At 67.9% G+C, this 25,422-nt stretch carries 18 protein-coding genes; 13 read left to right on the top strand and 5 right to left on the bottom strand.

The window, feature by feature from the left end:
- Positions 1-47: 47 nt before the first annotated feature.
- Positions 48-1,022, bottom strand: coding sequence for a LysR substrate-binding domain-containing protein (locus WS92_RS10580; protein WP_006027554.1), 975 nt, complete (start codon positions 1,020-1,022; stop codon positions 48-50).
- A gap of 107 nt (positions 1,023-1,129) precedes the next feature.
- Between WS92_RS10580 and WS92_RS10575 the strand changes: the two genes are divergently transcribed.
- From WS92_RS10575 to WS92_RS10535, 9 genes are all read left to right on the top strand, one after another.
- Entirely contained in the window at positions 1,130-2,881 is a 1,752-nt protein-coding gene (locus tag WS92_RS10575) for an IlvD/Edd family dehydratase (protein WP_015603555.1), read from the top strand.
- A 15-nt stretch (positions 2,882-2,896) separates the two neighbouring features.
- Positions 2,897-4,483 (top strand): aldehyde dehydrogenase (NADP(+)), encoded by a 1,587-nt coding sequence (locus WS92_RS10570; protein ID WP_015602683.1) that lies wholly within the window; start codon positions 2,897-2,899, stop codon positions 4,481-4,483.
- 125 nt (positions 4,484-4,608) lie between these two features.
- The gene (locus WS92_RS10565; RefSeq protein WP_082743570.1) at positions 4,609-6,018 is read left to right on the top strand and encodes an MFS transporter; all 1,410 of its coding nucleotides are present in this window, start codon (positions 4,609-4,611) and stop codon (positions 6,016-6,018) included.
- Positions 6,019-6,065: 47 nt separating this feature from the next.
- Positions 6,066-6,995: a dihydrodipicolinate synthase family protein gene (locus WS92_RS10560; protein WP_006027550.1), complete on the top strand. Its 930-nt coding sequence runs from the start codon at positions 6,066-6,068 to the stop codon at positions 6,993-6,995.
- A gap of 30 nt (positions 6,996-7,025) precedes the next feature.
- Positions 7,026-7,955 carry a Gfo/Idh/MocA family protein gene (locus WS92_RS10555; RefSeq protein ID WP_061083841.1) on the top strand — a complete coding sequence of 310 codons (930 nt, stop codon included), beginning with the start codon at positions 7,026-7,028 and terminating at the stop codon, positions 7,953-7,955.
- Positions 7,956-8,221: 266 nt separating this feature from the next.
- Positions 8,222-9,226, top strand: coding sequence for an arabinose ABC transporter substrate-binding protein (locus WS92_RS10550; RefSeq protein WP_006027548.1), 1,005 nt, complete (start codon positions 8,222-8,224; stop codon positions 9,224-9,226).
- Positions 9,227-9,248: 22 nt separating this feature from the next.
- Positions 9,249-10,799, top strand: coding sequence for an L-arabinose ABC transporter ATP-binding protein AraG (gene araG / locus WS92_RS10545; RefSeq protein ID WP_059930172.1), 1,551 nt, complete (start codon positions 9,249-9,251; stop codon positions 10,797-10,799).
- A 35-nt stretch (positions 10,800-10,834) separates the two neighbouring features.
- Positions 10,835-11,854 carry an L-arabinose ABC transporter permease AraH gene (gene araH / locus WS92_RS10540; RefSeq protein ID WP_009914699.1) on the top strand — a complete coding sequence of 340 codons (1,020 nt, stop codon included), beginning with the start codon at positions 10,835-10,837 and terminating at the stop codon, positions 11,852-11,854.
- Positions 11,855-11,911: 57 nt separating this feature from the next.
- A complete protein-coding gene (locus WS92_RS10535; protein WP_006027545.1) occupies positions 11,912-12,847 on the top strand; it encodes an SMP-30/gluconolactonase/LRE family protein in 936 nt (311 codons plus the stop codon).
- Positions 12,848-13,014: 167 nt separating this feature from the next.
- Here the strand turns inward: WS92_RS10535 and WS92_RS35715 are convergent, their stop codons facing one another.
- On the bottom strand, positions 13,015-13,158 hold the full coding sequence (locus WS92_RS35715; protein ID WP_156442982.1) for a hypothetical protein: 144 nt from the start codon (positions 13,156-13,158) through the stop codon (positions 13,015-13,017).
- Here WS92_RS35715 and WS92_RS10530 point away from each other — a divergent pair.
- Complete coding sequence (locus WS92_RS10530) at positions 13,157-13,573, top strand: cupin domain-containing protein (protein ID WP_015603149.1); 417 nt, start codon at positions 13,157-13,159, stop codon at positions 13,571-13,573. The genes WS92_RS35715 and WS92_RS10530 overlap by 2 nt on opposite strands.
- Before the next feature lie 67 nt (positions 13,574-13,640).
- Here WS92_RS10530 and WS92_RS10525 read toward each other — a convergent pair whose 3' ends face one another.
- Complete coding sequence (locus WS92_RS10525) at positions 13,641-14,081, bottom strand: DUF1801 domain-containing protein (protein ID WP_059930170.1); 441 nt, start codon at positions 14,079-14,081, stop codon at positions 13,641-13,643.
- 557 nt (positions 14,082-14,638) lie between these two features.
- Between WS92_RS10525 and WS92_RS10520 the strand changes: the two genes are divergently transcribed.
- Complete coding sequence (locus WS92_RS10520; protein ID WP_059930168.1) at positions 14,639-16,855, top strand: TonB-dependent siderophore receptor; 2,217 nt, start codon at positions 14,639-14,641, stop codon at positions 16,853-16,855.
- A 57-nt stretch (positions 16,856-16,912) separates the two neighbouring features.
- On the opposite strand, the gene WS92_RS10515 is transcribed toward WS92_RS10520, so the two are convergent.
- Both WS92_RS10515 and WS92_RS10510 read right to left on the bottom strand, forming a co-directional pair.
- A complete protein-coding gene (locus WS92_RS10515; RefSeq protein ID WP_059930328.1) occupies positions 16,913-19,306 on the bottom strand; it encodes a sensor histidine kinase in 2,394 nt (797 codons plus the stop codon).
- Positions 19,299-20,132: a response regulator transcription factor gene (locus WS92_RS10510; protein ID WP_059930166.1), complete on the bottom strand. Its 834-nt coding sequence runs from the start codon at positions 20,130-20,132 to the stop codon at positions 19,299-19,301. The genes WS92_RS10515 and WS92_RS10510 overlap by 8 nt, the downstream gene beginning before the upstream one ends.
- Positions 20,133-20,529: 397 nt before the next feature.
- Between WS92_RS10510 and WS92_RS35710 the strand changes: the two genes are divergently transcribed.
- Complete coding sequence (locus WS92_RS35710; protein WP_156442981.1) at positions 20,530-20,703, top strand: hypothetical protein; 174 nt, start codon at positions 20,530-20,532, stop codon at positions 20,701-20,703.
- 794 nt (positions 20,704-21,497) lie between these two features.
- The gene (locus WS92_RS10505; protein WP_059930164.1) at positions 21,498-25,073 is read left to right on the top strand and encodes a YadA-like family protein; all 3,576 of its coding nucleotides are present in this window, start codon (positions 21,498-21,500) and stop codon (positions 25,071-25,073) included.
- Positions 25,074-25,422: the final 349 nt, after the last annotated feature.

Raw genomic sequence — 25,422 nt, 5'->3', positions numbered from 1 at the left:
ACCCGGCCCGCTCGCTCGATCCCGCGGACCGTCGGGCCCCTACGTCATCAAGCCGCCGCCACCCCATAAATCTCGCGCGCGGCGTCGCGAATCGCATCGATCGTCACGCTCGCCGCGGGCGCATACACCTTGTCCGTGCGCGTGATGATCCCGAAATCGTCCATCCGGCAATCCATCTCGAGCGGCAGCATCGCGACGATGCCGTGCGTCGCGTAGTAGCGCGCGACGTCCTCTGCGAGCACCGCGATCATGTCGCTGCGCTCGAGCACGCGCGTGACGAACAGGAGCGCGGCGGTCTCGACGACGTTCGCGGGCGGCGTGAGGCTCGCGCGCTGGAACATCAGCTCGAAGCGATGGCGCAGCACGCTGCCCGCGGGCGGCACGACCCACGCGGCGCGCTGCACGTCGGCCAGTGTCAGCGGCGCGCGTTCGAGGAGCGGATGCCCGGCCCGCACGACGGCCGCCACCGGCTCGCCCGTCAGCGGCGCGTAGCGCAGCCGCAGCTTGTCGTGCTCAGCCGACAGGCGGCCCACGACGACGTCGAGCTTGTCCTGCGCGAGGCGTTCGAGCAGCACGTTGCTCGTGTCGATCTCGACCGAGATCCGGACGTTCGCGTGCGTCGCCTTGACCGCCGCGACGGCGGGCGGCAGCAGCCGCAGGCCCGGGGATGTGATCGCGCCGATCGCGACGTGCCCGAGGCGTCCGGCCTTCAGCGCGGCCAGCTCGTCCTGCGCCTGGTCGAGGCTGCCGAGCGCCGCGCGCGCGTGGCGGATCAGGGCGTCGCCATACAGCGTCGGCCGCATGCCGCGCGGCATCCGCTCGAACAGCATCGCGCCGATCGTGTCCTCCAGTTCGCGCAGCAGCTTCGACGCGGCCGGCTGCGTCATGTTCAGCGCCGCCGCCGCGCGGTGGATGTTGCCCTCGTCGGCGAGCGCGACGATCAGCAGCAACTGGCGCGTCTTCAGTCGGCTTCGGATCGCCCGGGGATGCGTGTCGAGCGTTGTCGGGAGTGTTGTCGGCATTTTTATATCAATATTTAAAAGATATCTGAAAGCGCCAAAACGTCATTAGTAGGTTATCAAAATTCTCCCTAGACTGCGCCGAATATTCCGCCATACAGGACGTGACGATGTCGGCATCCAAACCCAAGCTGCGCTCGGCTCAATGGTTCGGCACCCATGACAAGAACGGCTTCATGTACCGGAGCTGGATGAAGAATCAGGGTATTCCCGATCACGAATTCGACGGCCGGCCGATCGTCGGCATCTGCAATACCTGGTCGGAGCTCACGCCGTGCAACGCGCACTTTCGCAAGCTCGCCGAGCACGTGAAGCGCGGCGTCTACGAGGCGGGCGGCTTTCCGGTCGAGTTTCCGGTGTTCTCGAACGGCGAATCGAACCTGCGGCCGTCCGCGATGCTCACGCGCAATCTCGCCTCGATGGACGTCGAGGAGGCGATTCGCGGCAACCCGATCGACGCGGTCGTGCTGCTCGCCGGCTGCGACAAGACGACCCCCGCGCTGCTGATGGGCGCGGCGAGCTGCGACGTGCCGGCGATCGTCGTGTCCGGCGGCCCGATGCTCAACGGCAAGCTCGACGGCAAGAACATCGGCTCCGGCACCGCCGTGTGGCAACTGCACGAGGCGCTGAAGGCGGGCGAGATCGACCTGCACCGCTTCCTGTCGGCGGAGGCCGGCATGTCGCGCTCGGCGGGCACCTGCAACACGATGGGCACCGCGTCGACGATGGCGTGCCTGGCCGAAGCGCTCGGCGTCGCGCTGCCGCACAACGCGGCGATCCCGGCCGTCGATGCGCGCCGCTACGTGCTCGCGCACCTGTCGGGCGCGCGCATCGTCGAGATGGCGCACGAAGGGCTCGTGCTGTCGACGATCCTGACGCGCGCGGCGTTCGAGAACGCGATCCGCGCGAACGCGGCGATCGGCGGCTCGACGAACGCGGTGATCCATCTGAAGGCGATCGCCGGGCGGCTCGGCGTGCCGCTCGAGCTCGAGGATTGGATGCGCATCGGCCGCGATACGCCGACGATCGTCGATCTGATGCCGTCGGGCCGGTTCCTGATGGAGGAGTTCTATTACGCGGGCGGGCTGCCCGCCGTGCTGCGCCGGCTGGGCGAGGCGAACCTGCTGCCGCATCCGGGCGCGCTGACCGTCAACGGCAAGTCGCTGTGGGAGAACGTGCGCGACGCGCCGAACCACGACGACGAAGTGATCCGTCCGCTCGCGCGGCCGCTGATCGCAGACGGCGGCATCCGGGTCCTGCGCGGCAATCTCGCGCCGCGCGGCGCGGTGCTCAAGCCGTCCGCGGCGAGCCCGGAGTTGCTCAGGCATCGCGGCCGCGCGGTGGTGTTCGAGAACTTCGAGCACTACAAGGCGACGATCGACGACGAGGCGCTCGACGTCGACGCGAGCTCGGTGCTCGTGCTGAAGAACTGCGGGCCGCGCGGCTATCCGGGCATGGCCGAGGTCGGCAACATGGGGCTGCCGCCGAAGCTGTTGCGCCAGGGCGTGAAGGACATGGTGCGGATCTCGGACGCGCGAATGAGCGGCACCGCGTACGGCACGGTCGTGCTGCACGTCGCGCCGGAGGCGGCGGCGGGCGGCCCGCTCGCGGCGGTGCGCAACGGCGACTGGATCGCGCTCGATTGCGAAGCGGGCACGCTCACGCTCGACGTGAGCGACGACGAGCTCGCGCGCCGGCTGTCGGACCTCGATCCGGCGAGCGCGCCGGGTGCCGCCGGGCAGGCGGGCAGCGGCGGCTACGCGCGTCTTTACGTCGACCACGTGCTGCAGGCGGACGAGGGCTGCGACCTCGACTTCCTGGTCGGCCGGCGCGGCGCCGCTGTGCCGCGGCATTCGCACTGACCGGGAGGCGCGACGATGAGCGGGCCCACGGGCGAACTCCTGATCGACGGCGGCGCGCGGCGCGGCCGGGGCGAGGCGTTTCACGCGATCGACGCGGCGACGGGCGCGGCGATCGCCGAGCCGGTCTTTCATGGCGCGCTGCCGGCGGACGTCGATGCGGCATGCGCGCTCGCCGATGCCGCGTTCGACACGTACCGCGCGCTCGCCGCATCGCGCCGCGCGGATCTGCTCGACGACATCGCCGCGCGGATCGAAGCGCTCGGCGACGCGCTGATCGTGCGCGCGATGGCCGAGACCGGCTTGCCGCGCGCGCGGCTCGAAGGCGAGCGCGCGCGCACCGCGAACCAATTGCGGATGTTCGCGGCGCTCGTGCGCGGCGGCGACGCGCTCGACGTGCGGATCGAGCCCGCGCTGCCGGAGCGGCAGCCGCCGCGCGGCGATCTGCGCTTCCTGCGCATCGGCGTGGGCCCGGTCGCGGTGTTCGGCGCGAGCAATTTCCCGCTCGCGTTTTCGGTCGCGGGCGGCGATGCGGCGGCGGCGCTCGCGGCCGGCTGCCCGGTCGTCGTGAAGGCGCATCCCGCGCATCCCGGCACGTCCGAGCTCGTCGGGCGCGCGGTGCAGGCGGCCGTGCGCGCGGCCGCGCTGCCGGCCGGCGTGTTCGCGCTCCTCGCCGACGCGGGGCACGACGTCGGCCGCGCGCTCGTCGCGCATCCGGCGATCCGCGCGGTCGGCTTCACCGGCTCGCGCGCGGGCGGCCTCGCGCTTGCCGCGCTCGCGGCGGCGCGGCCCGTGCCGATTCCGGTCTACGCGGAGATGAGCAGCGTGAATCCGAACCTGCTGCTGCCCGGCGCGCTCGCGGCGCGCGGTGAGGCGCTCGCGCGCGAGTTCGTCGCGTCGGTCACGCTCGGCTGCGGGCAGTTCTGCACGAATCCGGGCCTCGCGCTCGGCATCGCGGGCGCGGGCTTCGACGCGTTCGTCGACGCCGCCGCGCGCGCGCTGCGCGACGTGCCGGCGGGCGTGATGCTGAGCGCGGGCATCCTGCGCGCTTACGACGCGGGCGTCGCGCGGCTCGCGCGCCATCCGGCCGTCGATGTCGTCGCGCGCGGCGCGGCGGCCGGCGATCGCGCGCAGGCGGCGCTGCTGCGCGTGAGCGCGCGCGACCTGATGGCCGACGCGACGCTCGCCGACGAAGTGTTCGGCCCGTCGAGCGTGCTCGTCGAATGCGCGAGCGCCGACGAGATGCGCGATGCGATGCGGCGGCTCGAAGGGCAGTTGACGGTGACGCTGCACCTGAGCGCCGACGATCGCGAGCTCGCGCGCACGCTGCTGCCGATCGTCGAGCGCCGCGCGGGCCGCATTCTCGCGAACGGCTTTCCGACGGGCGTCGAAGTGTGCGACGCGATCGTTCACGGCGGACCGTTCCCGGCGACCTCGGACGGCCGCAGCACGTCGGTCGGCACCGCCGCGATCGAGCGCTTTCAGCGGCCCATCTGCTACCAGAACGTTGACGACGCGCTGCTGCCCGGCGCGCTGCGCGACGGCAATCCGCTCGCCGTGCCGCGCCGGGTCGGCGGCCGGCGGGAAGCCGCCGCGCCGCGCTAGGCGAGCGCGGACGCACGAACGCAACGCGAAGCGCGCACCAAAGCGCGCACCAAAGCGCGCAACGCAGACCGGCGGCGACGCCGGCGCGAGACATCGCGACATCGAAGACATAAGGAGACGACAGCATGGCCACCGAGCGCATGATTTCCGCGCACGCATTGCCCGACGCGAGCGGCGCGCGCGCCGACGCCGCGCCGCCGCACGCCCCCTCGGCCACATCGGGCGACGACGAGCGGCGCATCGTGCGCCTGCTCACGCGCAAGCTGGTGCCGTTTCTCGCGCTGATCTACGTGGTCGCGTATGTCGACCGGACCGTCGTCGGCTTCGCGAAGCTGTACATGAACGCGGCCGTGGGCCTGAGCGACGCCGCGTACGGCCTCGGCGCGGGCCTCTTCTTCATCGGCTACTTCCTGTGCGAGGTGCCGAGCAATCTCGCGCTCGAGCGCTTCGGCGCGCGCGTGTGGTTCTCGCGGATTCTCGTCACGTGGGGGGCGATCACGGTCGCGATGGCGCTCGTCGAAGGGCCGGCGAGCTTCTATGTGCTGCGCTTCCTGCTTGGCGCGGTGGAGGCGGGGCTCTATCCGGGCATCCTCTATTTCCTCACGCAATGGTTTCCGATGCGTCATCGCGCGCGGGTGATCGGTCTGCTCGTGCTCGCGCAGCCGATCGCCGGCATCGTGACCGGGCCGCTCGCGGGCATGCTGCTCGCGACGCACGGCGTGCTCGGCCTGTCGAACTGGCAGGCGCTGTTCGTCGCGAGCGGGTTGCCCGCCGTGCTGCTCGCCGCGCCGACGCTGCGGCTGTTGCCGGCGTCGCCCGCGCACGCGCGCTGGCTCGACGCGGTCGATCGCCGCTGGATCGAGCGCGAGCTCGACGCCGACCGCCGCGCGTACCGGCCGCACTCGCACCACCGGCCGCTCGCCGCGCTGCGCGATACGCGCGTGCTGCTGCTCGCCGCGCTGTTCCTGCCGTTTCCGCTCAGCATCTACGGGCTGTCGCTGTGGCTGCCGACGATCATCAAGGCGTTCGGCGTCGGCGATGCGGCAACCGGCCTGCTGTTCGCGGTGCCGTACCTGTTCGCGGTCGGCGGGCTGCTCGTCGTGCCGCGCCATTCGGATCGCAAGCGCGAGCGCTACGGCCACATCGCGATCGTGTCGGCGGCGGCCGCGCTCACGCTCGCCGCGAGCGCGGCCGTCCATGCGCCCGCGCTGCAGTTCCTGTTCATCTGTCTGAGCGCGTTCTCGATCTATTCGATCCAGGCCGTCGTCTGGGCGCTGCCCGGCGAATTCCTGACGGGCACGAGCGCCGCAGTCGGCATCGCGGCGATCAACTCGCTCGCGAATCTCGGCGGCTACGTTGGCCCATACGGCATCGGCCTCATCAAGGACGCGACGGGCAGCCTCGCCGCGGGCCTGTATTTCCTCGCCGCGACGCTCGCGTTCGCGGTGCCGATGACGTTCGTCGTGCGCGCGGCGCTGCGCGCGCCGCTGCCGGATGCGGGCGGGCTCGCCGGCGAACCGCGCATCCGCACATGAACAGGCCCTGGACCGATGAACGCTTTCACTGACGCAGGAACCGACCGATGAATACGAGCCGCTCGCCGCGCTACCGCGGCGTCTTCCCCGTCGTGCCGACGACGTTTACCGAGACCGGCGAGCTGGATCTGCCGAGCCAGATGCGCGCGGTCGATTTCATGATCGATGCGGGCTCGGAGGGCCTTTGCATCCTCGCGAACTTCTCCGAGCAGTTCGCGCTCGCCGACGACGAGCGCGACGTGCTCACGCGAACGATTCTCGAGCACGTCGCGGGCCGCGTGCCCGTGATCGTGACGACGACGCACTACAGCACGCGGGTCTGCGCGGCGCGCAGCCGCCGCGCGCAGGAGCTGGGCGCGGCGATGGTGATGGCGATGCCGCCGTATCACGGCGCGACGTTCCGCGTGCCCGACACGCAGATCCACGCGTTCTACGCGCGCCTGTCGGACGCGCTCGACATCCCGATCATGATCCAGGACGCGCCCGCGAGCGGCACCGTGCTGTCCGCGCCGTTTCTCGCGCGGATGGCGCGCGAGATCGAGCAGGTGTCGTACTTCAAGATCGAGACGCCGGGCGCGGCGAACAAGCTGCGCGAGCTGATCCGGCTCGGCGGCGACGCGATCGAGGGGCCGTGGGACGGCGAGGAGGCGATCACGCTGCTCGCGGACCTGAACGCGGGCGCGACGGGCGCGATGACGGGCGGCGCGTATCCGGACGGAATCCGGCCGATCGTCGACGCGCATCGCGACGGGCGCGCCGACGACGCGTTCGCGCTGTACCAGCGCTGGCTGCCGCTCATCAATCACGAGAACCGGCAGACGGGGCTCGTCGCCGCGAAGGCGCTGATGCGCGAGGGCGGCGTGATCGCGTGCGAGCGGCCGCGGCATCCGCTGCCGCCGATCCATCCGGATTCGCGCGCCGAGCTGATCGAGATCGCGCGCCGGCTCGATCCGCTCGTGCTGCGCTGGGCGCGCTGACGCGCGGCGAACCCGGCAAGGAGTCATGCGATGAATACCGTCTACACGCTCGGCCTCGTCGGCATCGGCAAGATCGCGCGCGATCAGCACCTGCCCGCGATCGCGGCTGAGCCGGGCTTCGATCTGCGCGCATGCGCGAGCCGCCACGCGGAAGTTCGCGGCGTGCGCAATCACCCGGACATCGGCGCGCTGCTCGCCGCCGAGCCGGCGCTCGACGCGGTGTCGCTCGCCGCGCCGCCGCAGGTGCGCTACGCGCAGGCGCGCGCCGCGCTCGACGCCGGCAAGCACGTGATGCTCGAAAAGCCGCCGGGTGCGACGGTCGGCGAAATCGCGGCGCTGCGCGCGCTCGCGCGCGAGCGCGGCCGCACGCTCTTCGCGAGCTGGCATTCGCGGCATGCGCGCGCGGTCGAGCCCGCGTGCGCGTGGCTCGCCACGCGCACGATCCGCGCGGTGCAGGTGCGCTGGAAGGAAGACGTGCGGCGCTGGCATCCGGGGCAGCAGTGGATCTGGGAGCCGGGCGGGCTCGGCGTGTTCGATCCGGGCATCAACGCGCTGTCGATCGTCACGCGGATCTTGCCGCGCGAGCTCGTGCTGCGCGCGGCGACGCTCGTCGTGCCCGCCAACGTGCACACCCCGATCGCGGCCGAGCTCGACTGCGTCGACACGGCGGGCGTGCCGGTGCGCGCGGAGTTCGACTGGCGGCACGGCCCGGTCGAGCAATGGGACATCGCGGTCGATACCGACGGCGGCGTGCTCGCGATCGGCGCGGGCGGCGCGCGGCTGTCGATCGCGGGCGAGCCCGTCGCGCTGCCGCCCGAGTGCGAATACCCGTCGCTGTACGCACGCTTTCATGCGTTGATCGCGGCGCGCGAGAGCGACGTCGACGATCGGCCGCTGCGGCTCGTCGCCGACGCGTTCATGGTCGGCCGGCGCATCGCGGCCGACCCGTTTCACCGCTGAAGCGCCGCCGGGCATGGGCGGCGGACGGGCGCGCGGAGCTGGAGCATGCGCCGGATTCGCGCACGCGCTGTATGGCGACGCACGGCGACATGCGGCAAACGCGGCAACACGGCAAGGCAACACGGCAACGCAACACGGCAACGCGCCGCGACGAGCCGCCATGAATCGGCAGCAAGCCGGCATACAGCCGGCACGCAGCCGGCAACACGCACGACAGTCGGAAACGACCCACATCAAGGAGACGCAACATGACAAGGAGACGCACCATGACCCGCACGATTCGCCGATTGACCCTGCGCGCCGCGTTCGCGGCGCTTCTTGCCGCGCCGCTCGCGATGCCCGCCGCGACCCGCGCGGACACGCCGCTGAAGATCGGCTTCCTCGTGAAGATGCCCGAGCAGGCGTGGTTCATCAACGAGCAGAAGGCCGCGACGTCGCTCGGCCGAAAGGACGGCTTCGCGGTCGTCAACATCGGCACGCCGGACGGCGAGAAGGTGCTCGCCGCGATCGACAACCTCGGCACGCAGGGCGCGCAGGGCTTCGTGATCTGCGCGCCGGACGTGCGCCTCGGGCCCGCGATCGCCGCGCGCGCGAAGCGCTACGACATGAAGTTCGTGACCGTCGACGACCAGCTCGTCGATTCGTCGGGCAAGCCGCTCGCGAACGTGCCGCACCTCGGGATGTCGGCGACGAAGATCGGCAACCAGGTGGGCCAGGCGATCGCCGACGAGATGAAAAGGCGCGGCTGGAAGCCGGAGGAAGTCGGCGCGCTGCGCGTGACGAACTACGAGCTGCCGACCGCGAAGCTGCGCACCGACGGCGCGACGCAGGCGCTCCTCGCGAGCGGCTTCAGGAAAGAGAACATCTTCGACGCGCCGCAGAAGACGACCGACGACGAAGGCGGCTTCAGCGCGGCGGCGCCCGTGCTCGCGCGGCATCCGAACGTGAAGAAGTGGGTGATCTTCGCGCTGAACGAGGAAACGGTGCTGGGCGCGGTGCGCGCGACCGAGCAACTGCACATTCCGGCGGCGGACGTGATCGGCGTCGGCATCAACGGCGCGGGCGAGGCGTTCGCCGAATTCCAGAAGAAGGAGCCGACGGGCTTCTTCGGCACGATCGCGGTCAGCTCGACGAACCACGGCAAGCAGAGCGCGCAGAACCTCGTCGACTGGATCCGCAGCGGCAAGGCGCCGCCCGCCGATACGCAGACGAGCGGCAAGCTGATGACGCGCGAGAACTGGCAGGCGGTGCGCGCCGAGCTGGGCATCTGAGCGGCACGTCGACGAGGAACCGATGACTGACACGACGATACACACGCGCGGCGCGCCGGCGGCCGGCGCGGCCGGCCCTGCGCCGCGCGCCGCATGCCTCGAGCTCGACGGCGTCACCGTGACGTTTCCCGGCGTGCGCGCGCTCGACGCGGTGTCGCTGTCGGTGCGCGCGGGCGAGGTGCACGGGCTGATGGGCGAGAACGGCGCGGGCAAGTCGACGCTCCTGAAGGTGCTCTCCGGCGTGAACCAGCCGCAGGCGGGCACGCTGCGGCTGAACGGGCACGCGCAGCGCTTCGGCTCGACGCGCGCGGCGCTCGAGGCGGGCATCGCGATCATCTATCAGGAACTGCATCTCGTGCCCGAGCTGACGGTCGCCGAGAACCTGATGCTCGGGCAACTGCCGAACCGCGCCGGCGTGCTCGACGAGCGCGCGCTCGTCGCGCGCGCGACGGCCGGGCTCGAGCGGCTCGGCGAGCGGATCGATCCGAACACGCCGGTGAAGCTGCTGTCGATCGGGCAGCGGCAGATGATCGAGATCGGCAAGGCGCTGATGCGCGACGCGCGCGTGATCGCGTTCGACGAGCCGACGAGCTCGCTGTCCGCGCGCGAGACCGAGCGCCTGTTCCGGATCATTCACGCGCTGCGCGCGGACGGCCGCGCGATCATCTACGTCACGCACCGGATGGAGGAGGTCGACGCGCTGTGCGACCGCGTGACGGTGTTTCGCGACGGCCGCCGCATCGAGACGTTCGAATCGGTCGCCGATCTCGATCGCGACAGGCTGATCGGCTGCATGGTCGGCCGCCCGATCGCCGACGTGTACGGCTATCGGCCGCGCGAGCCGGGCGACGTGGCGATCGAGGCGAAGGGCCTGTGCGGGCCGGGCCTCGCCGAGCCGGTGTCGTTCAGCGCGCGGCGCGGCGAGATCGTCGGCTTCTTCGGGCTCGTCGGCGCCGGGCGCTCGGAGCTGATGAAGCTGCTGTACGGCGCCGCGCGCCCGAGCGCGGGCCACGTCGAGCTGAACGGCCGGCGCGTGTCGTTCGCGAGCCCGCGCGACGCGGTGCGCGCCGGCATCGCGCTGTGCCCGGAGGACCGCAAGCAGGAAGGGATCGTCGCGATCGCGTCGGTCGCGGACAACCTGAACCTGAGCGCGCGGCGCCACTTCAGCCCCGCGCGCTTGCTGCTCGACGCTCGGCGCGAGCGCGAGCTCGCCGCGCGCTACATCGCGCGGCTCGCGATCAAGACGCGCGACGCCGATACGCCGATCGGCGCGCTGTCGGGCGGCAACCAGCAGAAGGTGATCCTCGCGCGCTGGCTCGCCGAGCGCATCGACGTGTTCCTGATGGACGAGCCGACGCGCGGCATCGACGTCGGCGCGCGCGCGGAAATCTACAACCTGTTCTACGAGCTCGCCGACGCGGGCCGCACGGTGCTCATCGTGTCGAGCGATCTGGCCGAGGTGATCGGCGTGTCGGACCGCATCGTCGTGATGAAGGAAGGGCGGATCGCCGGCTGCGTGGCGAAGGCGCAGGCGAGCCCCGACGCATTGATCAAGCTCGCGCTGCCGCGCTAGCGGCGCGGCAGCGCAAACCGGAAAACGCGAACGACATGAGTCAAGCCATGCAACCCCAAGGCACTTCTTCCCCAGCCGATTCCCCGGCATCCGTCACGCGGCCGCGCGCCGCCGCGTGGGATCTCCTCAACCGCTCCGGCATCGTCGTCGTGTTCGTCGCGCTGTTCGCGGCGCTCGCGATCGCCGTGCCGGACTTCCTGACGGCCCGCAACATCCAGGGCCTGTTGCTGTCGGTCACGCTGATCGGCTCGATTGCGGTCACGATGATGTTCGTGCTCGCGCTGGGCGAGGTCGACCTGTCGGTCGCGTCGATCGTCGCGTTCTCGGGCGTCGTCGCCTCGACGCTCATCACGGCGACGCACAGCATCGCGCTCGGCGCCGCGGCGGGCGTGCTCGCGGGCGGCGCGGTCGGGCTCGTCAACGGCGTGCTGATCGCGCGCTGGCGGATCAATTCGCTGATCGTCACGCTCGCGATGATGGAGGTCGTGCGCGGGCTCGCGTTCATCACGTCGAACGGCGACGCGGTGATGATCTCCGAGGAGCGCTTCTTCGCGCTTGGCTCGGGCTCGTTCCTCGGCATCTCGTATCCGATCTGGAGCAACATCGTCGGCTTCGTCGCGTTCGGCTTCCTGCTGCGCAAGACAGTGTTCGGCAAGAACGTGCTCGCCGTCGGCGGCAACGGCGAGGCGGCGCTGCTCGCCGGCCTGCCCGTCATGCGAATCAGGATCACCGTGTTCGTGCTGCAGGGGCTCGTGACGGGCTTCGCCGGCGTGATGCTCGCGTCGCGGATGAGCCTGGGCGACCCGAAGACGTCGGTCGGCCTCGAGCTCGGCGTGATCTCGGCGTGCGTGCTGGGCGGCGTGTCGCTGACGGGCGGCGTCGCGACGATTTCGGGCGTGCTCGTCGGCGTGCTGATCATGGGCTCGGTGCAGGACGCGATGAGCCTCCTCAACGTGCCGACGTTTTACCAATATCTGATACGCGGCGGCATTCTGTTGCTCGCGGTGCTGTTCGACCAGTATCGTCGCAGTCGGCGGCGCGCGATGCGGGGCTGACCTTGCTGCCGCGCGGCCCTCCGGCCGCGTGGCAGCACCGCGACATCAGGAGACGATATGGAATCATCGAATCGACCGGCGCGAACGGATGCGGCAGCCGCCGCGACGCTGCTGGTCGACTGCCGCAACGCGCTGGGCGAAGGCGCGACGTGGTGCGACGCGACGCGCGCGCTGTACTGGGTCGACATCGAAGGCGCGCGCCTGTGGCGATGGCGCGCGGCCGGCGCGTACGGCGGCGCGGCGACGGACAGTTGGGAGATGCCCGAGCGCATCGCATGCTTCGCGCTCACCGACGATCCCGATGTGCTGCTCGTCGGCCTTGCGTCGCGCATCGCGTTCTTCGACACGCGCCGGCGGGCGCTCGCGCCGGTCGTCGACGTCGAGCCCGAGCTGCCGACGCGCGTCAACGACGGCCGCTGCGACCGCGCGGGCGCCTTCGTGTTCGGGATGAAGGACGAGGGCGGCGGCGCGTCGCCGCGCGCGGTGGGCGGCTATTACCGGCTGAACGCGGATTTGAGCCTGCAGCGGCTTGCGCTGCCGCCCGCCGCGATCGCGAACGGCATCGCATTTTCTCCGGACGGCTCGGCGATGTATTTCTGCGATTCGCCGACGCGGGAAATCCAGGTGTGCGACTACCGGCCGGGCGGCGGCGTCGATCGCGTCCGGTCGTTCGTCCGGCTTGCCGACGCGGACGGCGAGCCCGACGGCTCGACGGTCGATGCAAGTGGCGGCGTGTGGAACGCGCAGTGGGGCGGCGCGCGGGTCGTGCGCTACGACGCGCAAGGCGTCGAGACCGATCGCATCGCGGTGCCGACGCCGCAGCCGAGCTGCGTGGCGCTCGACGGCGACGGGCGGCTATACGTGACGAGCGCGCGCGTCGGCCTCGACGGCGGCGCGCTCGCGCGCGATCCGGGCGCGGGCGGCGTGTTCGTCGCCGGTACGCGCCATGCGGGAATCGCGACGCCGCGGTTCGCGCTCGCGCGCAACGCATGAAGCGGGCTGCGCCAAATCCGGCGTGAAGCGCAAGCCGGGCATCGGCCGGTATGCGTCCTCCGGGCGTCGCGGGAATGTGCGTGGCGTCCGCGGTGCGCGCGCCGCCGCGATTCGATCGTAGGCGCGCGGCTCTCCGCGAGCGTGTGATTTATTACAAATCGCAAATATCATCCTTGCGCCGCCGAAAACAAAGCTTGCAAAATAGCCGCTTCGGCTCGTTCGCAGAGCGTGTCCGGCGGATGTCCCGCCGTTTCCGGCCGCCGCGCGTTTCCCGTCATTTCCGGATTGAACAGCAGCAGAGGCAGATCCATGTCCCGTTCCGTTTTCGAGGCCGTACGGCTGGACGACGTCGTATTGCAACCTTCTCCGATCGATCCCGGATGGATCATCGAAGGAGCGCCCGTTGCGCGCAGCGGCCGGTGGTCGTGCAGCCCCGACTCGACGACGTCGATGTGGGTCTGGGATTGCACCGCGGGGCGTTTCAACTGGTACTTCGACTGCGACGAAACCATTCACGTGATCGAGGGCGAGGTGATCGTCTCGTCGGACGGCGACCCGCCCCGCACGCTGCGCGCCGGCGACGCCGCGTTGTTCTACGCCGGCAGCCGCACCGAATGGCACGTGCCGAAGTACGTGCGCAAGCACGCGATCCTGCGGCCGCACCTTGCCGGGCCGGCGCTTTTCGTCCACAGGGCGATCCGCAAGCTGGCCGGCGCGTTGCGGTGACGGGCGCGCGAAGCGGAGCGCGTGGCGCGGGCTCGGCCGCCGCGCGTTTCGCGCGTTGCGTCATTTGTCATTTCTCGTCCGGCTTCGCGCGCTTTGCCTTCGACTCCGCCTTCGCCTTGCCGTTCGACTGATTGACCGCGATCGCGGCGCGCACGAGCGTCTTGAACGCGTTGGCGTCAAGCGTCTCGCCTTCGCGGATGTCGATCGTGCGCCGGACGTTGCCGTCGAGGCTCGAATTGAAGAGTCCGGCCGGATCGTCGAGCGATGCGCCCTTGGCGAAAGTCAGCTTGACGACCGCCTTGTACGACTCGCCGGTGCAGATGATGCCGTCGTGCGACCAGACGGGGGTGCCTCTCCACTTCCATTCCTCGACGACGTCCGGGTCCGCTTCATGGATCAGCCGGCGCATCCGGCTCAGCGTGTCGCCGCGCCAGTCGCCGAGTTCGGCGATCCGTCGGTCGATCAGCCCGGAGGCCGGCTGGTTTTCGGGCGAATCGGTGTTTTTCATGGGCTCATCCGGAGGCTGTCGGGTTCTTTGCAATCGATGCCGAGGCGATTCGATGCGATCGGCGCGCACGCGCTCGCGCATCCGGACGCCGCAAGCCCGACGCATGGCTTCCACAGTACTCGATCTTCGGCGCCTACGCGCGATTTTGGCCGTTCGGCCGAACGGCCGGAACGGGCGCGCCTGGGCCGGCGGCCCGATTCGGCCATCCGATTTCGTCTCGGACGGCGCGGCTTTCCCATCATTCGTCGGGCTCCCGGTCGCGGAGCGATTCCGTCCGGCCTTCGCGTCAAGGGGCGCTGATCGCTTGGCATCGCGTCCGTTATTGGCGATCATGCTCGCGGCCCGCCCGGGCGGCCGACGCGGGCCATTCGACGGACCGCTTTAAAGGCAGTGCAATTTTCAACCGATATCATCGGCGTTCGTCCACGGCGCAACCGGCCGGGACGCGCTGCCGGCGCGAGCGACAATCATCGAAAAAGCGAAGCGGACGCCGGACGGCCCGCACTTTGACCAACGGGCAGGCCGAACCGGCCGCCACCATGACGGGGCATTGAATGATGGGGAGGGGAACGGATGCGAGCCGGCGTGCGATCACGATCGTTGCCGGGGGCGTGCTTGGTGCGGCGGCGTCCGGCCATGCCTGTGCGCAGGCGGCGCAAGCCGTGAACGACGCGCAGGCGATGGGCGCGGCGAGCCGGATCGATGCGGCGCCCGGCGTCACGTTGCCGGAGATCGCGGTGAAAGGCGAGGCGAACGCGGCGTCGATCGGGCTCGTCGGAATGCGCACGGCGATCGGCACGAAGACGGACACGCCGATCGCCGAGGTGCCCCAGACGATCAACGTCGTCACGGCGCAGCAGATCGAGATGACCGGCGCGACCGATCTCAACCAGGCGCTGCGCTACGTGCCGGGCTTCGCATCGTTCGGCTCCGACAGCCGTACCGACTGGTATGCGGCGCTGCGCGGCTTCACGCCCACGTTGTTCGTCGACGGATTGCAGGCGCCGAATACGGCCACCATCGCGAACTGGCGCGTCGATCCGTTCATGATCGACAGCGTCGGCGTGCTGCGCGGGCCGGCGTCGGTGCTTTACGGCGCGGGCGATCCGGGCGCGATCGTCGACGTGCGGACGAAGCGGGCCGACGGCGAGCGCGTGCGCGAAGCAGGCGTGCAGATCGGCAATGATGCGCGCAAGCAGTTCATGTTCGACGTCGGCGACAGGCTGGGCGGGGACGGCGAATATGCGTACCGCCTCGTCGGCGTCGCGCGCGACGGCAACGCGTCGACCGGCCCGAACGCGGACCGGCGCATCGCGCTTGCGCCGTCGTTCCGGTGGCGGCCGGATGCCCGCACTTCGCTGACGGTTTCCGCGTCCTGCCTGCGGGACCAGAGCGACATCTCGTTCAATTTCCTGCCCGCACGGGGCGCCGTGCTGCCGAATCCGAATGGCCGCCTGTCGCCGGACATCTACATGGGGGACCCGGCGTTCAACGATTACCGGAAGAAACAGTGGTCCGTCGGCTATCAGTTCGAGCACGCACTCGATTCGACGTGGACGCTGCGCCAGAGCGTGCGCTGGATGCACCTGTCGCTCGACGACGCATCGGTTTTCGGCAACGGCCTTGCCCGCGGCAGCACGACGGACATGATGCGCTTCGCGGGGCTGTTCCAGTTGAACTACAGCCGCTTCGACATCGACAGCAACGCGCAGGCGCGCTTCGGCACGGGGCCGCTCGAACACACGCTGCTGCTCGGCTTGCACTACAACCGGCAGACGACGACCAACAGCGTATGGCTCGCGCTGGCGCCGAGCCTGAATCTTTACGATCCCGTCTACACGCCTGTCACGGCGGCGATCTTCTCCGGCCCGACGTCGTTGGGCCACATCGATCAGTACACGGCGATGAACACGTTCGGCGTATACGCGCAGGACCAGATCGAGTGGCGCCGCTGGGCGCTCACGATCGGCGGCCGCGAGGACCGGGTGAGCATCCGGCAGGACGATCTCGCGGCGGGCGCGCAGTCGAGGGCGGACGTCAGCGCGTTCTCGGGCCGCCTCGGGCTGACCTACCGGGGCGACCACGGGCTGTCGCCATACGTCGGCTACGCGACGTCGTTCAATCCGGTGATCGGCGTCAGGATATTCGGCGGCGGCGTGCCGAAGCCGACGCGCGGCGCGCAGATCGAGGCTGGCCTGCGCTGGCAGGCGCCCGGCAGGAACCTCATGCTGAGCGCCGCCGTCTACCGGATCGACGAGACGAACGTGGTGACGCCCGCGCCGACGAATCTCGATCCGACGGGCACGTCGTTCGTGCAGACGGGCGAGGTGCGCTCGCGAGGCGTCGAGCTGAGCGCGGTGGGCAAGGTCACGCCGGAACTGTCGATCGTCGCGTCATATGTCTATCAGGATGTGAAGAACGTGAAGGCGAACGACGCGTCGCTGAACCACTGGCCGGTCGCGGTTCCGCTCCCGCGCCAGATGGCGTCGCTGTGGGGCGACTGGACATCGCATGCGGGCCCGCTCCCGGGGCTGGGGTTCGGCGGCGGCATTCGCTACCAGAGCGCGTCGGCGGGCGCGCCGGACAACGCACTGAACGTCGCGAGCTACACGCTGTACGATGCGGCGCTGCACTACGACACCCGCGCCTGGCGTTTCGCGCTGAACGTGACGAACGTGTTCGACCGGCATTTCGTCAGCGGTTGCCAATCGTCCGCGGTCTGCGTATTCGGCAACGAGCGCACCGTCCTCGCCAGCGCGAAATACAACTGGTGACGAGCCGCGATGACGGGCGTGCCGGCGATGCGCCGCCGCATCGAGCGGCAACGCCGTTCATCCGGCGCAGCCGTCTTCCGCGGGGTTCAGCGTGCGCCTGGATGCCGGCCGCGCATGCGCGGCGGCCTGCGTTTCGGCGGCGGGGGGCGGGCCCGGCTCGCCTGCGTGTCGCAACGCATCCACCCGCGCCTCGATTCGCTGGAAATCCAGCGCGTCGACATGCTCTCGCACTTCCTGCAAGAAGGCCGCATAGCCGGGATCGTGCGCATATCGGCCGATCCAGTCCTCGATATCCGTGAGGCGGCCATCCCTGGCCAGTCGGCCCAGTTCGTCAAGCGCCTCGGCGCACGGATGGCGAGTCGCGCGTGAAGCGGGGGCATGCTCCGCGTCGGCGTCCGGCTGCGACGGCCCCGGACGCGCCGCCGGAGAGACGAGCGCGTGCCCGACGGCGGGCGCGGCGATCTCGAATGAGAACGACGTTCCGACACCTGGCTGGCTGGAGACGGCCAGCTCGCCATTCATGGCCCTCACGATGCGCTGCGCGATGAACAGACCGAGCCCGGTGCCGCCGTTGACGACGTGGACCTGCTGATAGGCGCGGAAGATGTCGGCGCGTTCCGTGAGATCGATCCCGATGCCCGTGTCGGTGATTTCGATGCCGATGCGGTAGCCATCGGCTTGCCGGCGCGCATGGGCAGAGAGCGTGACGACACCCTTGCGCGTGAATTTCGATGCGTTGGAAAGCAGGTTGAGCAATACCTGCTGGAGACGGATTCCGTCGATTTCGAGCGTTTGGGGCAGCGGCGTCAGCGGCTGATAGACGAACCGGTTTTCCTGCTGCGCGCAGAGCGCGACGGCGTAGCTGCCGATGTCGTCCAGCAGCCTGGGCAAATCCGTGGCCTCGGGGGAAAGGGCGAGCGGCTGGAGCTCGGCCTTCGTATATGCGAGCAGCTCGTCGATCAGCGCGAGCTGATAGCGGATGCTTCGGTCGATGGACTGGATCAGCCGGGACTGGCTCGACGTTGCGCTTTGCAGCAGGAGCTTCGAATACCCGTTGATTGTCGACAGCGGCGCGCGCAGATCGTGGCTGACATACCCGAGCGTCTCGATTTTCTGCTGCATGTTGGTTTGCGCCTGATGCAGCGCTTCGTTGAGCGCGACCGTGCGCTTCGCGACTTCGTCCCGCAGGCGGTCCTGCTCCGTGAGCTGCCAGTGTTCGAGGCGCTTTCTCGCCTCGGTGCGTTGACGCCCCACATGGTTGATCCAGGCGGCCAGAACCATCAGATGCGTGGCGAGACCGATGATCGCGATGACGGGATTGGGGTAAATGTCGGATCTGAGCCATGACAGCGCCGGCGGCATCGCATCCATCCCGTCGACGACCCGAATCAGGAAGTTGAAGAGGGCGAAGCCGATCGTGACCAGCATCAGACGGCCGGTCGGGGTGCCGCGTCGGGCAAGCAGCAGTGCGGTGCAGACGTTCAGGACGGCGAATGCGATGTTCAGTTGCAGGCAGAACCGGGCGAAGACCAGGAGATCGCCGAGCGCGGCGCCCGCCATTCCGATGCACTGGAGGCACAGCATCGCCACATACGCGGCCTGCACCGGCATGTCGACCTTCTCGCCTCTCGCGATCTTCAAGACGAACACGATGAAGAGCGCAAGGGAAAAATACGCAAACAGCGTTTCGCTGCGCGCCGACCACTCGGGCGCATCGGGCCATAAATACGCCCGCGTATAGCCGCGGAATGCCGCCTCGAACAGCGTCGTGCCGAGGCATAAGGCGGCGAGCAGATAGAACGCGGTGCTGCGGGAAAAGAAGCCGACCAGCAGCGCGCACCATACGAGCGCCAGCAGCCCGCCGAACAGGCCGAAATTCCACATGGCGGCGCGCACCTCGTGGGCGTGCCACGCTGCACGGGTGAACACCGCCGGCGCCAGCCGCAATGTCTTGCGGGACGTGACTCGCACCAGGACGGGAATTCTTTCGCCGGCAAGCAGCGTCGTGTCGAGCGTCGGATACCGCGGCGGCATTCCGCCTGCATCGGCGTCATGCGAAGGGAAGCGCGCGCCGAGCGTCCATCGTCCGTTCCGGAAGATATAGAAATCCGCCTGGTCGATACGCGCATCGCGCAGTGCCAGCACGAGCGGATGCTCGGCGCTGTCGCGATTGACGAGCGTGACGCGCAGCCACCACGCAGACCGGGAAAACCCCGGATTGAGCCGCGCTCGCGTTGCCGGCAAAAAGCCGCCCTGCGCGTTCGAGAGGCGCGCAAGCACCCGATCGACCGGCATCGCGGCCGTGGGGTCCTCGAAGATCGATATGCCGTCCAGTCGCGCCGGGCTTTCGGCCGTCGCGGCGCGTGCCGTCATCCACGTGAGGCATGCGGCCAGCAGAATGAACAGCGCGACGTGACGCGCACGGCCGCAAGGCCCGCGTAGGCTACGCATCGGGTTGCCGGCCTTCGGCGGTGCCGGTTGCATTGCCGCGGCCGTGCAGCCGCCGCCAATCGGACGGCGTGACGCCGAAGCGCTCGCGAAAGGCGGTCGCGAAATTGCCTGCGTTGGAAAAGCCGATTTCCTGGGCAATGTCTCCAATGCCCATCGATGTTTGCGCAAGAAAGCGCTGCGCCGTGCGCAACCGCGTGTCGCGCAGATATTCGAACACTGTCTGGCCGAGGTTGTCGCGGAACACCCGGGACAGCCGCTTTTCGTGAGTGCCGACCAGTTTGGCGAGTGCCTCGAGCGCCGGCGGATTGCGCAGGTCGCGCAGCAGGACTTCGCTCGCGGCGCGCACCAGGGAGGCGTCCGGATGGTCGGGAAGGGCGGGCAAGTGCTCCGGGGGCCGGCTGCCGGGCGGCTTCTTCAAATGATTCCGGATGCGTGCGATCACCTCGGCGGGCTCGAACGGCTTGATGATGTAGTCGATCGCGCCGATCTCGAGTCCCTCGATACGATCCCCGAGGTCGCCGGCGGCGGTCAGCATGATGATCGGGATGGCTTGGGTCGACGGCGTGGACGTGAGCAGCCGGCATGCGGCAAAGCCGTCCATGTGCGGCATGCGCACGTCCATCAGGATCAGGTCGGGCGAAATGGCCTGCGCGCGATGGTACGCCTGCAAGCCATCGAACGCGACGCTGATCCGGCAGTGCGCGGCGCGCAAGATCTCGACCAGCAACTGAAGTTCGTTCGGCCGGTCATCCACGACAAGAAGGTGCGCGTCCGAGAGAACCGGCGCGGCGCGAAGCGACGTCGAACTGGGCAAGCGAGCTGACATGGTTGCGAACGAATCGGAATGGTCTGATTTAGTTGGTCTGCGGGCGCCGCGTTCCGCCGGCTCCATTGGGGCAAAACATCGGCGCAGAAAATTATAAGCTGACGAAACTGACGCTTGGGGGTATCCCGTCCCAGTCGTCCTGCCGCGCTGCCTGTCCAGGCAGAGAGCGGGGCGGCGGCGGGCAAGCACCGCAAGACCGGACGGCCGCGATGAAACGTCTCGAACCGTATCACGGTTCTATTTTGGCGGTGACGATTTTGGCTCGATTTGAATTTATTTGATATTTCAGTCGGTCGGCATTCGGCGTGCTTTTGAAATATGTTGATGATGTTCGCGCCAGAAAAGAATATTTCCGCTAAAAAAGAGATTTGGCGATCCGAATAACCGCGCTACACGCATGTTCTTGAAGCTCGCTTATCCGCCGAATCAGCAATGCGGCAAGCGTTTCTCGCGCGTGACCGTGACCGGTTATACGGGCGGCATCGGCACGGGCGCGTCGAATCTTCAGCTTTCGCGGCAAGGCAAAAACGCCGTCGCCGGTGAGGCTTGTCGAGCGTGTCGCTCATCGTGATGACCGTTCGCCACTGGTTCCCCGCTGGTCGAGTGTTCTGGGGTATCCGGGATTTCTGCCCGGTATGTCGCGTGACATCAATTTCATGCGATCCGCTCTGGAAAAGTATTTTTCCTATTTGGAAAACATTAAGTATTAAAGATTTTAAAGGAGAGGGGAATGAATGAGAATTTGACAATTTATAAACAATGATGCCTTTGCTCCTGATGGTTGCTGTTTCATAATCTGCTCGAAAGTTGGATGCCGAACTTACTCGGGTGGATAAAGAGTGTAAGTGGCGGCGCCGCAGTCCGGAAATGAACTTAAATGGAAGGGGCCTGATGAAATCGGATTGATGCCGAGGGATTGGCGCGCGCTGATTCATCTCTATTTATCGGCTGCTCAATATCGAAGGCGGAAGGTGCGTGATTCGCGTGGGGTGATGAAAATAGACCGTGATCTGAATATCCGGATTTTATGATTTTTAAAATCGTGTCGGCTGATGTATTCGATGCCGCGGTGATTTTTGAAAAATCATATGCGTACCTGATTCAAGAGGATTTGTTACCGGAAAGGCAAGCCTCCGGGCGATAGGCGGCCGGACCTTCCGGCGGAAATGCCGCACGGCCCGGAGTTGGCGGCCCGTGCCTCAATGATCGACGCCCTCAGGCCGATGGCCGCGCGCATCGGCGCGAGTGTCGATGTGCGCGGAATGCGATTCGCGTTCGTCCATTGTCGGACTCGTGATCGACATGCAGTTCAGCAAGTTAGTAGTTCTTAATTAACCAGACGCTACGTAGAACGGAGAAGAAAGCATGAAGAAGAAACACATTTCGATGATCGTCACGACGATGTTCGCGGGCACGGGTCTTCTCGCCTCGGGAGCCGCCCACGCTCAAGCCAACTTCGTGGATCGCGGCAACCCGGACAACGCACTCAGCGGTCAATGCATCGACGGCACGAACCCGCTCTGCGTCGCAACGAAGAGCGGAAATTATGTCGCGGTGAGCAGCTCGAGCTACAGTGCAGGGACCAACGCGAAAGCCGGGGTGGCCGGCATTGCGATCGGCGACCAGTCGAACGCGAACAGCAAGGGGGGCACCGGCGGCGGCGGCGCGATCGCCGTAGGCGTCGGCGCGCAGTCGCTCGCGAATTCGGCAACGGCAATCGGCACGGTGGCGGTCGCGGCGGGCAATACGTCGCTCGCGGTGGGCCGCCAATCGGCGGCGCTCGGCGATTTTTCGATGGCCCTCGGCAACGTCGCGGATGCGAAGGGCGACCGCAGCATCGCGCTCGGCCATTCGGCGCTCGCGCAGGATTCGCAGTCGATCGCGATCGGTTCGGCGGTCGGTGGCGGCAACGATGGCGTGTCGGGCGGCGCAACGTACGACGCAACCACGCAAACGCGCGCGGCAGGCAAGCGCGCCATCGCAATCGGCGCAGGTGCGGTGACGAACGGAGACGATCAGATCGCGATCGGCTCGGGCGCGGCGGGGGCGAACAACGGCGGCACGCCGGTTTTCGGCGGCACGGCGGCGCCTGTCGGCGGCGCCGTGTCGTTCGGCTCGCTCGCTCACGAGCGTCAACTGAAAAACGTCGCAGCGGGCGCGGCCGATACGGACGCCGTGAACGTTCAGCAGTTGAAGAACGTCAACAGCGGTCTGCAAGGCCAGATCGACCAGACGAATACGAACGTCACGAACCTCGGCACGACGATCGGCGGCCAGATCGCGAACATCAATACGTCGCTTTCCACGGCTACGAGCAACATCACGAATCTGCAGGCTTCGGACGCGCTCTCGGTGAAATACGATGGCGCCGACAAATCGTCGATTACGCTCAAGGGCGCGAACGGCACCACGATCCAGGGCGTCGCGGACGGCAAGGACGCGCACGATGCGGTGAACGTCGGTCAGCTCGACGGCGCGATTTCGCCGATTCAATCGTCGCTGTCGTCGGCCGTGACGAACATCGCGAATCTGCAAGGCAACGTGACCAATTTGAGCACATCGCTCAGCCAGACGAACGCGAACGTCACGAACCTGAGCACGAGTCTCGTCGGCACGCAAGCCGACGTGTCGAATCTGCAGGCCGCCGACAAGCGCAACGTGAAATACGACGGCGCGGAGGGTTTCGACAAGGTGACGCTGCAAGGGGCGAACGGCACGACCGTGACGAATGTCGCGGCCGGAAAGCTGTCGGCCGACAGCAGCGATGCCGTGAACGGCTCGCAACTGTACGCGACGAATCAACAGGTCGCGCAGAACGCGACGGACATCACGAACCTGCAAGCGTCCGACAAGCTGTCGGTGAAGTACGACGACGCGGGCAAGCAATCGGTGACGCTCGGCGGTGTCGGCGCGTCGCAGGCCGTCGCGCTGAAAAACGTCGCGGACGGCAAGGATGCAATGGACGCCGTGAACGTCGGCCAACTGTCGAAAGCGACGGGCGATCTGTCCACGCAGATCGACAACATCGATCAGCGCGTGACGAACAACACGACCCAAATCGGCGCGTTGCAGCAAGACGCGCTGCAATGGTCGAAGTCGGCCGGCGCGTACGACGCTTCTCACGGCAGCGGCGCCGCGCAGAAAATCACGAACGTGGCGGCGGGCGACATTTCCGCTACGAGCACGGATGCAATCAATGGCGCGCAACTGAAGAGCGTGCAAGACCAGATCAACGGTCAAATCGGCGGCGCGACGAAGAATGCGGTCGTGTACGACACGGGCGCGCAAGGCGATCGCCTGAATTCGATCACGCTCGCCGGCGGTCAGCCGGGCGCGGTGACGATCACCAACGTCGCGGCGGGCGCGCTGAACGCAACCAGCGCCGACGCCGTGAACGGCGCGCAACTGTACGCGACGAATCAACGCGTCGGCGCGACCGAAGCGAGCATCAGCAACATCAGCGGCAACGTGACGAAACTCGGCGATCAAGTCACCGCGATCGATGGCCGCGTGACGCAGAACGCGACGAACATCGCGAACAACACGACCGACATTTCGGCGCTCAAGCAAGACGCGTTGCAGTGGAATTCGACGCTCGGCGCATACGATGCCTCGCATGGCTCGGCTTCGCCGCAGAAAATCACGAACGTCGCGCCGGGCGAGATTTCCGACACGAGCACCGACGCGGTGAACGGCCAGCAGTTGAATGCGCTCAAGGGCGACCTGAGCGGCGTGGACAGCAAGGCTTCGCGCGCCGTTCAGTACGATTACAGCGCCGATGGCTCGACGCGTCTGAACGCCGTCACGTTCGCGGGCGGCGACAAGTCGGCGCCGGTGCAACTGAAAAATGTCGCAACCGGCATCGCGGATACCGATGCCGTGAACGTGAAGCAGTTGAACGACAAGGTGGCGGGCGCGGTGCAGGAAGGCACGAAAAACGCCGTCCAATACGATGTCGATCCGACGACGGGCGCGCGCCTGAACTCGGTGACGCTCGTCGGCAACGGCTCGGGGCCGGTCGTGATCAACAACGTCGCGGCGGGCAAATTGTCGGCCGACAGCACCCAGGCGGTGAACGGTTCGCAACTGTATGCGACGAATCAGCAAGTCTCGCAAAACACGCAGGCGATCAACAATCTCGATAACCGCGTGACCCACATCGAAAACAAGGTGGACGATGTTGCGAACGGCAAGGCCGGTCTGGTGCAGCAGCAAGACGCGGGCAGCCCGATCACGGTCGGCAAGGACACGGGCGGCACGTCGGTGAATTTCTCCGGCACGTCGGGCGACCGCGTTCTGACGGGCGTTGCCGCGGGCGTCAACAACAACGATGCCGTCAACGTCGGCCAGTTGAACAGCGCGCTGAAGAACGTTGCGGACAACGAAAGGGTCAGGGCGACGGCGACCGATGCGAACACGAACTGGATCGCGCGCGCGGAGGCGGGTTCGTTCGGCTCGACGGCGACGGCGAGCGGCAAGAATTCGGTCGCAGTCGGTCAAGGCTCGGTCGCGGATCGCGACAATTCGTTCTCGGTCGGCGCGAAGGGCAACGAACGCCAGGTCACGAACGTCGCGGCCGGCACGGCCCCGACCGACGCCGTCAACGTTCAGCAGTTGAACGACAACGTCCAGTCGGCCAGATCGGATGCGAAGGCTTATACGGATCAGCGCATCGGTCAGGTGTACAACTCGTTCAACGACCTGAAGAAAGACATGTACGGCGGCGTTGCGTCGGCGATGGCGGTGGCCGGGTTGCCGCAACCGACCGGCGCGGGCCGTTCGATGGTGTCGGCCGCGACGGCGAACTATCACGGCCAGCAGGGTTTCGCGGCCGGCTACAGCTACGTGACCGAAAACAACAAGTGGGTGGTGAAGGCGTCGGTGACGGGCAACAGCCGTTCGGACTTCGGCGCGGTGGTGGGCGCGGGCTATCAGTTCTGAGCGAAGCCGCGTCGTCAGGAACGATTCGGTCGGACCTGGCTTGTGTTCGATGAGCGACATGCCCGGGCAGGGCATGTCGCTTCGCGGTTCCTCGTATCGAGCTTTACGGCGCTGCCGATGGCGCTTTCCACGATCCGCGGATACATCGAGATCTTCCACAGCCGGCAACGCACGCAGGCGCATCTCGATTATCGATCGCCTGCTGCATTCATGCAGCGCTTCCATCTGACAGACCGCTGCTTGGCCAACCCGTTGCGGCCCCCCACGAATTCCGACTGACCTTGCCTGCCTGAGAGGTGGCTCGGCGATCCGCCGCCGGTTTGACCGACTGACCGCGCGGCCCGGCCGC

Origin of the sequence: Burkholderia sp. MSMB1588, from assembly GCF_001546925.1 — a bacterium.
Classification (GTDB): Bacteria; Pseudomonadota; Gammaproteobacteria; order Burkholderiales; family Burkholderiaceae; genus Burkholderia; species Burkholderia humptydooensis.
This window is presented reverse-complemented; position numbering and strand designations above follow the sequence as displayed.

Bases quoted from the DNA above. Each gene is read 5' to 3' on its own strand.
- WS92_RS10580 (WP_006027554.1), bottom strand. From the start codon at position 1,022: ATGCCGACAACACTCCCGACAACGCTCGACACGCATCCCCGGGCGATC.
- WS92_RS10575 (WP_015603555.1), top strand. From the start codon at position 1,130: ATGTCGGCATCCAAACCCAAGCTGCGCTCGGCTCAATGGTTCGGCACC.
- WS92_RS10570 (WP_015602683.1), top strand. From the start codon at position 2,897: ATGAGCGGGCCCACGGGCGAACTCCTGATCGACGGCGGCGCGCGGCGC.
- WS92_RS10565 (WP_082743570.1), top strand. From the start codon at position 4,609: ATGGCCACCGAGCGCATGATTTCCGCGCACGCATTGCCCGACGCGAGC.
- WS92_RS10560 (WP_006027550.1), top strand. From the start codon at position 6,066: ATGAATACGAGCCGCTCGCCGCGCTACCGCGGCGTCTTCCCCGTCGTG.
- WS92_RS10555 (WP_061083841.1), top strand. From the start codon at position 7,026: ATGAATACCGTCTACACGCTCGGCCTCGTCGGCATCGGCAAGATCGCG.
- WS92_RS10550 (WP_006027548.1), top strand. From the start codon at position 8,222: ATGACCCGCACGATTCGCCGATTGACCCTGCGCGCCGCGTTCGCGGCG.
- araG (WP_059930172.1), top strand. From the start codon at position 9,249: ATGACTGACACGACGATACACACGCGCGGCGCGCCGGCGGCCGGCGCG.
- araH (WP_009914699.1), top strand. From the start codon at position 10,835: ATGAGTCAAGCCATGCAACCCCAAGGCACTTCTTCCCCAGCCGATTCC.
- WS92_RS10535 (WP_006027545.1), top strand. From the start codon at position 11,912: ATGGAATCATCGAATCGACCGGCGCGAACGGATGCGGCAGCCGCCGCG.
- WS92_RS10530 (WP_015603149.1), top strand. From the start codon at position 13,157: ATGTCCCGTTCCGTTTTCGAGGCCGTACGGCTGGACGACGTCGTATTG.
- WS92_RS35715 (WP_156442982.1), bottom strand. From the start codon at position 13,158: ATGGATCTGCCTCTGCTGCTGTTCAATCCGGAAATGACGGGAAACGCG.
- WS92_RS10525 (WP_059930170.1), bottom strand. From the start codon at position 14,081: ATGAAAAACACCGATTCGCCCGAAAACCAGCCGGCCTCCGGGCTGATC.
- WS92_RS10520 (WP_059930168.1), top strand. From the start codon at position 14,639: ATGGGGAGGGGAACGGATGCGAGCCGGCGTGCGATCACGATCGTTGCC.
- WS92_RS10515 (WP_059930328.1), bottom strand. From the start codon at position 19,306: ATGCGTAGCCTACGCGGGCCTTGCGGCCGTGCGCGTCACGTCGCGCTG.
- WS92_RS10510 (WP_059930166.1), bottom strand. From the start codon at position 20,132: ATGTCAGCTCGCTTGCCCAGTTCGACGTCGCTTCGCGCCGCGCCGGTT.
- WS92_RS35710 (WP_156442981.1), top strand. From the start codon at position 20,530: ATGTTCTTGAAGCTCGCTTATCCGCCGAATCAGCAATGCGGCAAGCGT.
- WS92_RS10505 (WP_059930164.1), top strand. From the start codon at position 21,498: ATGAAGAAGAAACACATTTCGATGATCGTCACGACGATGTTCGCGGGC.